Genomic DNA, 13,274 nt, shown 5'->3' on the forward strand with positions numbered 1-13,274 from the left:
ACGCAACCGATGCTTGCACCGCAAGATTTGTCGCGCGCCCTGAACGCGGCGACCGCGAAGGCTCAAAATATCGCACGTAACGCGTGCTACATCGAAGCTTTAAGGGGAGGGGGGCCTCGGCGCGTCGGATTTGCCGAAGTCTCACCCACATGGAGCATGAGGAAGCCCCCGTATCCCCATAGCGCCCATGCCATCGCTTTTGAATTCGGAGGCAAGGATGCGTGGCGCGAATCTTCTATTGGGCGGTGCGATTGTCGCGGCGTGCTTTATGCCTGCTTCCGACGTGGATGCGCGTGATCGAGAGGCGCGCTCGGTGCGCGTTGAATATGGCGATCTCAATGTTGAAGCGGATGCTGGCGCTGAAGTGTTGCTCAACCGCATCGAGCGCGCTGCGGCGCGCGCGTGCGGGGCCAATCAAGGCCGGCGGCCGCTCTCCGAACGCGCGGCGACCCGTGCATGCGTCCAACAGGCGGTCGACCAGGCGGTGTCGACGATCGATGCGCCGCGTTTGACGGCGCTCCATTTTGGCGCCGCAAGCGGGGGCGAGGCGGCTTTGGGCGCTGGCGAATAGGCTCTGCTGGATCGCGTTCCACGAGCTTCACATCCAAATCCGTCCGCGCGGTGCAGCTATGCAATCAAAGGGCGGAAAAACACGACGAATGAATCCGTGAACGACCGTCCTCAAACGTCTTACTAGGCGCAGGAGGGATGGTGTAGCGTATGTCTGAGATCGCAGATCACGATCTGATCGAACAAATCTATCTAGGAGCGAGCAGCGCAGAGCGCTTTGGTCCCGCCCTCAGCGCGCTAACCCGCCGCCTGGGCGCAGGCGGGGGCAACGTCCATGTCGTCGATCGGCGCAATCTTTCCACGCTTCTCTTCCTGCCGGTGGGTGAAAGATATACCCAACCCGCGATCGACAATTATTTCACGCACTGGCGACATCTCAATCCCTATCGCTCCGCAATGCGGCGCAGCAAGGGCGTATTCCTTTGCCACGAGCACATGAGCGAGAGCGAGCTTGCGCGCAGCGCCTACGTGCAGGATTTCTATTTCGCGATCGGCGAGCGTTGGCTGGCGGGGCTCGTTTCGGAATGCGATCCGCGCTTCGATGTTTCCCTCGTCTTCAATCGCGGGGCCGATCAGTGCGCATTCGATGAAAAAGCGCGCGCGCTGATTGAAGCCTTCGCACCGCACGTGCGCCGTGCGGCGTCATTGCTAGCGTCGCATGGGGAGCACCGAAGCGCGCAGAGCTTAATGTCCACGTTTGCGTGCGCGACGCGGCCCGTTTGGCTCGTTGCTTGTGATTGCCGGGTTGTTTGGGCGAACACCGCTGCGGTTGAGCTCATGCGAGCAGCGTCCGTCATCGCCGCAAAGGACGATCGCCTCGGCCTGGCTGACCCGAGCGCACAGGACGGCTTGGTGCGCCAAATCAAATTGGCGACGTCGAGGGCGCCGGGCGCCGCAGCTTGCGAGACAATCGTCTGCATGGATGCGCAAGGTCGTCTTGATTTGGAAGTGTACCCGGCCTCTGCGCCCGATCCCGCCTTGCGCGGCGCCCGCGCGCTCGCGCTCGTCCTTGGACAAAGGCGAGGCATCGCGCCCGATGCAACGGCCAGATTGCGCGAGCGCTTTGGGCTGACGCCAGCGGAGGCAAGTCTGGCGGTCGAGGTGGCCAAGGGCGACGCGTTGGAAGATATCGCCGATGCCCGCCAGGTCGCCTTTGAAACCGTGCGCACCCAATTGCGCAAGATCTATTGCAAGACGCAAACCGGCCGACAGGCCGCGTTGTCGGCCTTGGTCTGGCGCGAGCTTGGCTGCTAGTCCCGATCCAATGTCGGCTTTGTCTGCAGTCTCAAGCCAAGCAGGGCGCTCTTCTCGGCTCGCATGATAAAGGCGCCGTCTTCGGTTTGGATGAAGCGGAGATAATCGCCTTCCGTGACCTGAAGCACATCGCGCACGTCGTGCGGCAGTGTCACGCGCGCGCGAGATCTAATCTTCGCTCTCATCGTCGCCTCGGCCCACACTCTCATCAAAAAAGGGCGGCCCGCCCTGGGGGACGGGCCGCTTGCGGCGCTCGCATATGGAGGTTCAGGGCGAACGCCGAAACAGGCAGGTGTTTCAGCGACGCCTTGATGGCGAGAGCATTGATCGCGCGCGACCCCCATGTGGAGTAGGGCGCACAGATTCAGAGAATGTTCCAATGAGACTTGTCGCGTCCTTGCGAACCGACTCGCGTGCATTGGAGCGCACAAGTCGTTTGGTGCGCCCGAAGGCGCGCGGCCGTCCAAACCGGGAGAGCGGACGGCCGCGCTATGCGAAGGGGCAGGTGGGTGACAGCTCGCTCAATGTTGAGGGAAAGCGAGCAGGCGCCCTTCGCAGTCTCATATCACCACGGGTGTGGGGCCCGGGCTTGGTGCTCGCCACAAAGACGCTGGCTTGGCGCGGGTGTGTAGTGTTCGCCGATGCGTCCGAAGGGGCGGGGATGCGCGCATGCGACATTGACGCCCGCGTGGGGCTCTGGGCCTTGCGCGTTACTGCAAGCGCCTAGCCCAAACATGAGGAGCAAGACGAAGCGCCGCGTGGGGGCCCAAATTTGACGGCGCGGGATGGCGAGCACATCAGACATCGCGTGCGCCGGCCATGAAGGCTTCGATGATCGGTCCAAGCCGATCAGGCTCCTCTAGGAACGCGTCATGGCCGTGAATTGACGCCAGCATGTGAAGCGCGGTGAAGTGACGGAGCCGGGTGATGAGTTCCTGGATGTCGCTAAAGGCGACGACCTGGTCCGTCGGACACGCGATGATCGTCGTACGCGCTTTGATGAGTTCCGGCGCCACCATCGCGCGGTCCAACGAAGCGCTAAGCGAAAGCCAACGCCGGGGGCCCATCGTCTCTTCAGTATGGCGCGCTTGGGCGATGAGATGGCGATCAAGATCGCTCGCGCCGTCTTGGCCGACAATACAATTGAAACGCTCGCAAAACTCAGCCGCGCCGCGGTGGTTGGCGTGGCCAAGCTGTCGCGCGAGCTCGAGAGCACGCTCGCCATCATTGTGCGCAAGCCCGAATTGCACGACCCGCCGCTGCACGCCCCGCCATGCAAGCGCCATCGTCGAGGGTCGGTGCGCCCCCTGAATGATGCAGAGCCGTTGAACGCGCGAAGGATATTGCGCGGCGAACGTCAAGGCGACCATCGCGCCATAAGACGCCGCCACGATCGCTGGGAGGCATTCAATGTCGAGGCGATCCAGCGCGTGGGCGATGAGACGTGCTTGCGCCTTCGGCGAAAGCACGACCTCCTCGTCCGCGAGCGGCGCGAAATCCAAACCCAGCGCGCAATTGCGATTAAGATCGATAGCGCCGCCCCAGCCGACAATCTGGCTCCACCATCCGTCCGCGCCCGCGAGACGCCGGTCATGAGCGATGCCGCCCATGACGAGAACGGGCGGCGCCGTGCGACGGCCATGGCGACGCAACCGGATATGTCTGTCGTTGAGGAGGTCGCCGTTCTCTAATCGAAACCCCAGCGGGGCCTGAATATAGATATCTTTTGGCTCGGGAGCTGACGGCATCAGCGCGTCGACATCGCCGAACGACTCATGCGTTGGCCGTGCGTCCAGTTCGATGATGGTCTCTTCATCCGCGCGAAGTGCAGTGTGCTGTGACATCGTCTTTCCACCCTCAACCAGCGTCGGATGAGGCAGGCTGCGGGAACAGAGCCGCTGCACCCGGAGGAAACAAATCTCTTTGGCGGGATAGACCACGCGCGCCGCAAGCTCTGGATCAAACGGCGCGCCCTGGATCAGTTGATCTCTTTCAAATGATCGCCAGAGTGCGCGTAGGTCTGAGCAATTGGAACCGCTTGTGATCTCGCACCCTCAAATCATTGGAGACATCGCATCCGGCGAAAGCGTGTAACGGAGGCCTTGGAATGTGCATGCTCCATTTGGGTGATGCCGCAGAGGCGATGCGCGGGTTTGGTAAGCCGCCGGCGCACGTGCGAGGTTTCTTGCGCGACAAAGGTGCGCTTGGAGGCGCTCGAAGCCGCAGTCGTCATTGAGAGTCTCGGTCGTCGTGGGGTGCGTTGACGAGATGGACGCCATACCAATCGACGGCGCGATGGACGCGATCGCGAATGCTCTCGGCGATGAGGAAATTGTGGCCTTCACCCCAATAGCGCGCCAATTGAACGGGCACGTTCTGGCGATTGAGCCGCGTGTACACACGTTCGGAATCGGCTGTGCCGCGGCTGTCGAACTGGCCCTGCATGATCAGAACCGGCGGTGTCTGTGGTCCTAGGTGATAAAGGGGCGAGTTCCGCAGGAAGCGATCGAGCGCTGCATGTGTCGGCCCACCCATACGCCACAGAGGTCCGTCGGGGTCCTCCGCGAAGGCGGCCGAAGCGCCATAAAGCCTGTTTGGCGCGCAAGCGTCGACGTCGAACATTGGCGCAGGCAATTCGGCGACCTGAATAACATCCGGAAACGGAGAGGATGACACGATGGCGTCGATGAGGTGCGTGCGACCCGCCACGCCGAGTCCCAAATAGCCGCCGTTCGAATGGCCCCACAGCCCAATACGCCCAGGCTCGGTCAAACCGCGTCTGACGGTCTCTTCGGCGAAGTTCTCAATGAGCCCGCTGAAATAAGAGAGGGCTTCATAATCGACGTGATTGCCCTGGAAGTAGGGCATGCTCGGCCGCGCCACGACGTAGCCCATGTGCGCCAATGCATAAGCATCAACATTATAGACGCTGATGGGATCAAATTGCGTGGCGATGCTTTCGTCGGTGAAAATCTGTCCCGGATAGGGGTTTAGGATCAACGGATAGGCTCGCTGCGCATCATAATTCGGCGGCAACAAGAGGATCGCCACCGCATCACTTCCGTCTGGCGCCGTGTAATGGATGGCGCGGCGCTCGAGCGCGAGATCGGCCGGGAAGGGCCGCTCCAGTCGCATCAAAAGTCGCCAATTTCCTCCACTGCCATCCGAAACGAAAAGCGATTTGCCCTGCGCATCTTCCGCGGTCCAAATCACGGCATCGCCCTGCGCGACAATGCCGGCGGGCGCGATCGACGCCGCAGGCGCATCCACCGCTTGCAGGTCAAGTCGCCCTTGCATGACCCGCAATAGGTGCGGCGCGCCCGCGGCGCTCAGCACCGCGATGCGTGCGCCCGACATCGGCGCGCCGGACACGAGCACGCTCAGTGCCTCGCGCGCCATTTCATCGATCACTTGTCCGGTGCGAAGTTCAACTAGTCTGATCGTGTTGGCGCCGACGACGCCGACGAGATCGCCGCCCAGTGAAAACACGGACGCTTCGTCACCCAGCGTCATCTCGCCCACGCGCAAGACGCGCGCGGTTTGGTCAATACGCGCATCCAAATCCTCCGATGATAGAGGCGGCGCCGAACTCAAGCTGAACGCCAGCAAGCGCGCATGAGCGCGCGATTGGACGCGGGCGCACTCAATACGCCACGCCTCGGGGCGCTGGCCATCGGACTGGATCGCGTCAACGCAATAGGATCGTCTTGGCTCCGGCATGGCTGGGCGCGTTGGCGCGAAGATGGCGCTTGAATCACGCGACCAGCGCGGCGCGTCATCGCTTGACTGAAAGCGCGCCTCCATGACGTCGGTGGAGATGGCGCTTGTCGCGCGGCCATCAAGGCGCAACACGTCAAGCCTTGTGTGCACGCGTGGATCGAGGTTGTGATAAATCATCTCTGGATCGAGCACGCTCACGGCCGGCGGCGCCAACGCGCCGGTGGCGAGCACGAGAGCGGCTTGGGTTTGATCCGGCGCGAGGCTTACCGCGCGGACCGCGCCGACGAACAATTCGCGCGTGCGCGAACGGGCGCCAACCTCTAACGACAATAGGCTCGTGTTGGCGCTGCATTGGCTGTTGCTGGCGCTGTCCCAAACAGTGATCGCCGCCTGACCGGCGCGTCTTTGGGCCCAACGCGGGGCGGCGAGGAGGTCAGGCGCCATGGTGCGCGCCAGCGCGACCACCTCGCCGGGCGCGCTCGCGGCCAACATGAAGCGATGGTCGCCCATCCAAGCGCCCCAGACGCGCCGCTCGGCGCCAAACGGGGATCGCGATCCGAAATTGACCTCGATGTCGACGCCACGCTCGGAAAGAAGTCCGCCCCGGCGCGTGCGGACATCCATCCAAGCCGCGCGCGGCGCGCCGTCGCCGGCATTGGTGAGATAAGCAATCCTCCTGGAATCGGGCGACCAGATTGGTTCCCAGGCGGCGTCGCCGGTGCGTGCGCCGGATGTGAGTTGACGTGTCTCACCACTTGCCAGGTCGACCAGCCAAAGATCTGAGAGCGTCATCCATGGCGCTTCGCCAGTACGGGCCAGCGACGTGCGCGGACGCGTGACTTCAACCACGACATAAGCGCCATCGGGGGAGGCGCGCACGAGGCCAAAGTCTTGGATGGAGACAAAGGCGTCAATGACGCGATCCAAGCGCGCTGCTCGTGGCGCCAAGTCCTGAGCTTCGACTTCACTCGCGAACATGCATGCACACACGAACGCGGCCAGCGCGCGTCGCGCGGCCTTCAAGAGAGAGCGTGCAGGTCGGCGTGAGGCGTGGGACCCAAGGGAGCGTGCGGTCGTCACAATTTGTCTCCGATTGGAATGGTCGGCTGGGATGGCGATGAAAGCCCCGGCGCGACATGCCTTGCCCGACGGGAGCAAGGCATGCCGCGCGAACGCCGGCGGCGTGATCTCGGCGTTACCAGGTGGTTGAGAGTCTGACGCTCGTGTAGCGACCGCGCCAATCGCCCTGCGTGTGGTCGAAATAGAGGCCCGCCGTTCCCGCAAAGCTCGGCAATTCGTCGGTGACGTTGGCGATGGTCACCAAGAGCTGCGTGCGCTCGGAGAAGAGATTGATCCCGCCCCAAACATCATAGGTCCAAATGTCGCCAAGCTCTCGGGTAGAGACGCCCTCGTCGAGATAAGGCCCCACATATCGGCCCGCGCCGCCGACGCGCCAATCGCCGGCGTCGAGCGACAGGCTCACGCGCCCCTTCCATTCAGGCGCCCAAAAATCGAGATAGCGCCGTCCCAAGCGATCCTGGACGGGCACGCCCGGCGTCAGCAACGATTCATACTCATTCGTGTGGCTCGCACTCGCGGTGAAACTGACTTGGCCAAGTGAGGTGGACCGCCCGTAGGCAAGATCCATGTCAACGCCCGACACGCTGACGCTGCCGAAATTGACGAATTGATATCCAACCCGCGTGACTTGACCTGGCACGCCGCCAACACTGGGTTCGCGTGTGACCAGATACGGAAACAGACTTTCGAAATCGAGCGCGGTTTGAGCTGGCAATTGCGAGATCAAGCCCTCGATGTCGACATTCCACGAGGTTGCGCTGAGGCGAAGCCCGGAGATGAATTCAGGCTCCCAAGTCACGCCAAACGTCGTCGCTTCGCCAGTCTCGGCCTCCAAATTGGCGGCGCCGCCGAACACCACGTCCGCGCCGACGATGGCTTCGTTGCCGCGTGCCGGATCGCGCAAACCCAGCAATTCGGAAGGGAAGATGGTCTCGCTTCCATTGAGCTGCAGCAAAGAGGGCGGCTTAAACGACGTCGCCGTCGCCAAGCGCACGTGCAAATTTTCGAGCGGATGCAGTTCAAGTCCCGCTTGATAGGTCGTGGCCTCGCCAAAATCACTGAAAGAGTCCCAACGTCCAGCAAGCGAAAGCGTCGCAAGCTCGCGTCCTGATCCGTCAGCGCTCGAGGATCTGAGCAGCGGCAAATTGGTCTCGGCGAACAACGCTTCCGTGCGCCGATCGCCGTCGGTGGAAAAGCCAGGCCCGCTTGTGATCCAAATATCTCGGCCGGCTTCGCCGCCAACCACCATGCTGAGAGGCCCAGCCCAAAGATTGGCGACATCGCCGCGCGCGAAGATGCTGAATTGATCGTGCTGGGACTCGCCAATACGACCAATCGCGTCGGCCCAAATGCCGCGCAGCACGGTCTCGCTGGCGGCGCGGCCGTTTGTGAACGGGTTGAGCGCGGTCGCCGGATCAGCGCTCGCGAGCGCTGCCGTGCGCGCCGCTGAGCTGACAAGCGTGTTGAGCGTGATGCTCTCGCTCTCATCACGCGCGCGCATGATCGTGGCTTCAAAGTCCCAATCAGAGCCCAGATCGCCGCGAAGCCCAGCGAGCACGCGCGTGAACTCGGTGTCGCGCGAGGGGCCGGTGGCGCCATTTTCCAGGTCGAGCATCGTCGTTACCCGAACATCCACGCCAAAAGGGTTGAAGGCGTTGGACGCGGGCACAAGCACGTTGTTGAGCAAAATCGCATTGGCTGGCGCGAAGGTGTCGTCTCGGCTGTAGCTGATCTCACCAAAAGCGGTCAGTCCGGCCGCCAAGCGATAATCGCCCGCGACATGAAATGAGAGTGTCTCGCTTTCGTGCACCAAGGCCGCGCCGTAGCCTTCACTATAAGGACCGCAAAGGTTCGGCGATCCAGCGCTGGCTGTGAAATCTCCGATGGTGGGCGTGACCCCCGAAGCGAGATCGGGAATGCCCGCGAGATTGGAACTCAAGCCAGGGAGGTTGCCTGCGCCAGCGTTCGTCACCGTGCCCGGCGTGCATTGGCGCACGCGCCCGTCGGGTCCGCCATAGCGCGTGTAATCGGCGTCCAGGAAGAAATCCCGATCGGTCGTGCGGAGCGGAGAATTGTAGCTCCAGGCGCCGATCGCCATGAGCGATCCGCGTTCAAACGAGCGTCCGGCCGCGAATGAAAGACCTCGTGTTTCCGCGCCATCGAGCAGGCCCAGATTGGCGTTGAGCGCCACGCCGTCGAAGGAATGACGCAAGACCACGTTGACCACGCCCGCGAGCGCGTCGCCGCCATAGATCGCCGATGACCCCACGGGCACGACATCAACCCGCTCTATGGCGCTGAAGGGAATGGAATTGAGATCAAAGACGAGGGCGCCGGACGCTGAACTCGACGCCTGAACGCGCCGGCCATTGACGAGCGAAAGCGTTGTACCGATCGGGAGTCCGCGCAATTGAACCGTCGCGTTGCGGTTGGCGACGGCCGCGGGTCCACTGGCCGGCGAGGTGATCGAGACTTCGTTCAGCGTGGAGAGAAATCTACCGAGATCGGGCTGGCCGCTCCGGTCCAACGTGTCTTGCGTATAAGAATTGACGGGAAAACCGCTCACAGCGCGATTCAACCGCGTGCCGGTGACGACCAAGTCTTCCCCGTCTTCACTCGGCGCCGTCCGGTTGTTGGCGCCGAGCTGCGTAGGGGAAGTGGTGTCAGCAATGACAGTGAGGCCGCCGCCAGTATTGCGCGACAGACGCAAGCCTGTCCCGGCCAGCAATTGCGACAAGGCGTCGTCGGGCGAGAACGAGCCAATGACGCCTGGGCTGCGTCGCCCGTTGATGAGCGCGGGATCTGCAATCACGCGCACGTCCGATTGCGCGGAAAACTCGATGAGCGCGCTCGAAAGCGCTTGCGGCTCAATATTGAAAGCCCGCGTTTGTTGCTGCGCAGCGGCCGGTTGCACCGAAGCGACCAACGCCGCCACTGAAGCCGTGGCGAGCATGGAGACGGCGCGCGGACGCCCCAAAAGACTGAACATGATTACCCCCGTCATTGCAGGAGGCTCGCCGCTTCTGATTGAGGCGTTGCGTCTCCCGTGCGCCTATGACGGAGACCGCCCCATGATCCGCTGGGTCTTGGGCAAAGAATTTGTGACGGCGCGTGCATCGCGCTAAAGGCGGCCTGCGAGATAATAGCGCCCGCGCGCGTCTTCGCTCACGTGGACAGGGAAGGCGGAACTCAAATCGCCCAAAAATCCATCGACGTCGTCGCTGCCGAACGAGGCTGTGATGCGGATGTCGCCGGTCGCGCGGTCGGCAAGTTCAATACCCGGCGCGTAATAGCGATTGAGATCGGCCACGACTTCGCGCAAGGGCGTATCGTCATAGGCAAGCCGACCCTGTCGCCACGCTGCGACATGCGCTGGTTGGATTGACGCCACCGGCAACATCGCAGGTGGCGAAAGAAAGCGCTGACCGGTGTGATCGATAACGAGTCTGTCGCCGGCGTGCAGCGTCTGTGAACGCCCTGACAAGGCCGTCACAACGACGCCTTCCTGCACGCTGATGATGGTTTGCGTCTGAGAACGACTGACCTCGAATTTCGTGCCGACAACGCGCACGGCGACGTCGCCGGCGTGCACAATGAAAGGACGGGCCGTGTTATGCGCGACCTCGAAGAAGGCTTGTCCGGACCTTAGTACGACCTCGCGATCGGTTTGGGTGTAGGCGACATCAAAGCCCGAGCGCGCGCCTAAGGTCACGCGGGTGCCGTCAGAAAGTTCTATGGGCTCAATTTCGGCGAAAGCAGTCGCAAACTGAGGTTCAAGGCGCGGGGCGCCCGGCGCAAAGTAGAAGGCTAGGAATGCAATCGCCGCAAAGACGGCGCCGCCAACCATCACCGACGGACGCGCGAGCGCCGTCGCGACAATCCTCAGAGCGCGCACGGGGCTCGCGAACGGCGTATGCGCGGAAACCAGGGGGCGCAGATGCTGGAGCGCACCCAGATCATCCCATGTGCGCGCCAAGCGCTCATAAGCTTCCAAATGTCTGGGATCGGCTTCGATCCATCGTTCGAAATCCTCAATGGCCTGCGCGTCGTTGGCGCCGCTTTGGCGCGTCAACCAATCTGACGCCTCCGCGGCAATGCGCCTGTCTTGCCTGTCCATGCGGTGCGAATGATCCTGCGTCATGGTTTTTTGCCCTTCAGGGCCGTTGATGTGCGCTCGGCGTCCGCCGCCGAGAGCGCCCGGTCGCAAGCTCTGACGGCCACGGCGACGAGGCGGCGGACTTCGGTTTCGGAAATCCCCTTGGCGCGCGAGATCTCGGCGTAAGACATTGCGTGAATGCGGTTGAGGATGAGCACTTCGCGTTGACGCGGCTTGAGCATCATGACGGCGCGCTCAAGAATGTCCGCGCGCTCTTTGCCGCTTAGGACCCGCTCTGGCGTAAACTCATTGGCGCCGCCCATGATGAGAGCGGCTTCCGGTCCGACCTCGAATTTGGCCCGCGTGCGGGCGCGTCGTTTGAAGTCCAGGACGAAATTGCTGGCCGAGCGATAAAGGAAAGCGCGCGGATTAAGGATACGTTCGGGTTCGCTCAACGCAGCATATTGGGCAAAGGCGCTTTGAGCCGCATCCTCGGGATCCGGCGGACCTTGTCCGAAAGCCCGCGCCACATAGGCGACAATCTCCTTCCAATGGCGCACATAAAGGGTCGCCAGCACCCGGCGATGTTCGGGGGCGATGGTCGCGGGTGTCACTCCACGAGGGGGCTCGATCGAGGCGCGCTCGTCGCTCATGCCGCTAAGCATGGCGCAAACAAAATTCTCTGTCACACCCAGCGGATTGGTGATGCAGATGCGTCAAAGTAAAATGTAGCTCGCGTCCTCGCCGCGCGAATCCGCATCCCGCGCGCTTCGGGACTCATGTCGGCGCCAAGAGTTGGGGCCAGCCGCTGAACCGTTTGCTGACCCGCACTTGGGTCTGAACACTTGAACTCGCGATCAAGACGCCCTCCGGGTCGAGGCGTTGAAGCAACGATGACCAGATGTCGACCTCGTGGCCGCTGACAAGAAGCATGTAATCCGCACGCCCCGCAATCTGTGCGGCGTAAGGGATCGCGCGCTCGTCATGGAGCGCCTTCTCGAACATGACCCGTGATGCTCGGCCATGCGCCGTCAATGTGATTTCCCCATAGAGCACAACGCCGCCGAGCTCGAGCGCGTCAATGTCGGCCACGTATTGTTTGATGACGCCGTTGCGCTCCAGGCGTCGCAGGCGATGGGAGCAAGCACTCTCTGAAATCCCGACGGCCTTGGCGAGCTGCTTGTTTGATAAGCGGGCGTCGCGCTCCACGCATTGAAGGATGCGCCGGTCCAGCGCGTCGAGATAGGAGAGCCGAGATCGAAACATCAACGCAACGACGCCCGCGACTTGCGCTCGAAAGAGCCTTGATCGACTCAATTGTAGCGTGCAATTCAGCTGTGCGCTCGATATATCATTCAAGCTGAGAATGTGCGGCTCCGAAGAGAGCCGAGGAGGGGCGCCCAATGCGAAAGTCCTTGGCGGGGATCGTCGCGCTCATCGTTGTGTGTCTGGCGATGGCGGCGACCGCGCAGCAGATGAGCTTTTCCGGCACAGCTTCCGTCATCGATGGCGACACAATCGAGATTCATAATCGCCCCATCAGACTCTCCGGCTTCGACGCGCCAGAACGCGGCAAATATTGCGGTCGCACCAACGTCTATCAGCGCGCCTCGCTGGCGCTCGCAGAGGCTATTGCGCAGCGTCTCGTCAGTTGCACGCAAACCGGCGAGGATGCTCATGGTCGCGCTGTCGCTGTGTGCCGTGTCGGCCAGAGAGATCTCGGCGATTACATGGTCTCGCTCGGTTGGGCGCGTGATTGGCCACGCTACAGCAATGGGGCGTACGCGCAGGCGGAAGCGGCTGCCAGACGCGATCGGCTGGGCATTTGGGGCATGGAATGTCCAAGCGATGTCTGGAGCAATCGCGACTATGAAACCGCCGCAGTTGAACCGCCGACGCCTGCAGCGACGATGTCAGCGCTGCAGCCTACGTCCCGCGAGACCGCCTATGTGACGGCGAGCGCTCTCAATGTGCGCGCGGGGCCTGCAGCGTCCAGTGTGGGGCTTGGACGCGTGGACTATGGAGCGCGCCTAGAAATTTTGGAACGACGGGATGGATGGGCGCGGATCAATTACAATGGCGCCGACGCCTGGGTGTCGGCAGATTTTCTCTCAGCATCCGAGCCGGTAAGACGTGCTGGGCGCATCGGCGACGGCGAAAATCTCGACAGCATCCGGCGTCTCATCGTGCAAGAGAGCATCGCACATTATTCGGGACGGTGTCCGTGCCCCTATAACGTCATGCGCAATGGTCGTCGTTGTGGAAACAATTCGGCCTATTCGCGCCCCGGAGGGGCAAGCCCGATCTGCTATCCGTCCGACGTCACCGAAGCCCATGTGCGGTCGTTTCTGGCGCGACGAGCGCGTTGACTCGCGCGGGTCAAGCGCCGCGTGCTCAATGGTTTAAAGGGCGCCCATGATAGTTCCGTCCGCGTGCGAGACGGACACGGCCGGAAGGCGCGGGTTTTCGATTGCGCCATGAAACGAACTCGGCGGATCCTGCGCTGGGAGCGGCGTTTCGTGTGGCGGCCGCCCGAGCCCTGATCGCGTAGTGG

At 62.5% G+C, this 13,274-nt stretch carries 10 protein-coding genes; 3 read left to right on the forward strand and 7 right to left on the reverse strand.

Annotated elements, in window-relative coordinates; genetic code table 11:
- Positions 1 to 217 precede the first annotated feature (217 nt).
- Together EPJ54_RS18135 and EPJ54_RS18140 are read left to right on the forward strand one after the other, a co-directional pair.
- Positions 218 to 571: a UrcA family protein gene (locus tag EPJ54_RS18135; protein ID WP_167755828.1), complete on the forward strand. Its 354-nt coding sequence runs from the start codon at positions 218 to 220 to the stop codon at positions 569 to 571.
- A 149-nt stretch (positions 572 to 720) separates the two neighbouring features.
- Complete coding sequence (locus EPJ54_RS18140; protein WP_135213188.1) at positions 721 to 1,824, forward strand: helix-turn-helix transcriptional regulator; 1,104 nt, start codon at positions 721 to 723, stop codon at positions 1,822 to 1,824.
- Here the strand turns inward: EPJ54_RS18140 and EPJ54_RS18145 are convergent.
- From EPJ54_RS18145 to EPJ54_RS18175, 7 genes are all read right to left on the reverse strand, one after another.
- Positions 1,821 to 2,009: an AbrB/MazE/SpoVT family DNA-binding domain-containing protein gene (locus EPJ54_RS18145; protein WP_135213189.1), complete on the reverse strand. Its 189-nt coding sequence runs from the start codon at positions 2,007 to 2,009 to the stop codon at positions 1,821 to 1,823. The genes EPJ54_RS18140 and EPJ54_RS18145 overlap by 4 nt on opposite strands.
- Positions 2,010 to 2,621: 612 nt before the next feature.
- Positions 2,622 to 3,668 (reverse strand): alpha/beta hydrolase family protein, encoded by a 1,047-nt coding sequence (locus EPJ54_RS18150; protein ID WP_135213190.1) that lies wholly within the window; start codon positions 3,666 to 3,668, stop codon positions 2,622 to 2,624.
- Between the two features lie 385 nt (positions 3,669 to 4,053).
- Positions 4,054 to 6,471 carry a S9 family peptidase gene (locus tag EPJ54_RS18155; protein WP_167755829.1) on the reverse strand — a complete coding sequence of 806 codons (2,418 nt, stop codon included), beginning with the start codon at positions 6,469 to 6,471 and terminating at the stop codon, positions 4,054 to 4,056.
- A gap of 268 nt (positions 6,472 to 6,739) precedes the next feature.
- The gene (locus tag EPJ54_RS18160; RefSeq protein ID WP_167755830.1) at positions 6,740 to 9,613 is read right to left on the reverse strand and encodes a TonB-dependent receptor; all 2,874 of its coding nucleotides are present in this window, start codon (positions 9,611 to 9,613) and stop codon (positions 6,740 to 6,742) included.
- A gap of 132 nt (positions 9,614 to 9,745) precedes the next feature.
- Complete coding sequence (locus tag EPJ54_RS18165; protein WP_135213193.1) at positions 9,746 to 10,765, reverse strand: FecR family protein; 1,020 nt, start codon at positions 10,763 to 10,765, stop codon at positions 9,746 to 9,748.
- Complete coding sequence (locus EPJ54_RS18170; protein ID WP_167755831.1) at positions 10,762 to 11,373, reverse strand: RNA polymerase sigma factor; 612 nt, start codon at positions 11,371 to 11,373, stop codon at positions 10,762 to 10,764. Before EPJ54_RS18170 ends, EPJ54_RS18165 begins: the two co-directional genes overlap by 4 nt.
- Before the next feature lie 124 nt (positions 11,374 to 11,497).
- Positions 11,498 to 11,986, reverse strand: coding sequence for an Lrp/AsnC family transcriptional regulator (locus EPJ54_RS18175; RefSeq protein ID WP_135213195.1), 489 nt, complete (start codon positions 11,984 to 11,986; stop codon positions 11,498 to 11,500).
- Between the two features lie 137 nt (positions 11,987 to 12,123).
- On the opposite strand from EPJ54_RS18175, the gene EPJ54_RS18180 reads away from it, so the two are divergent.
- A complete protein-coding gene (locus EPJ54_RS18180) occupies positions 12,124 to 13,089 on the forward strand; it encodes an SH3 domain-containing protein (RefSeq protein ID WP_135213196.1) in 966 nt (321 codons plus the stop codon).
- Positions 13,090 to 13,274 lie beyond the last annotated feature (185 nt).

The organism is Vitreimonas flagellata, from assembly GCF_004634425.1.
Taxonomy (GTDB): Bacteria; Pseudomonadota; Alphaproteobacteria; order Caulobacterales; family Aquidulcibacteraceae; genus Vitreimonas; species Vitreimonas flagellata.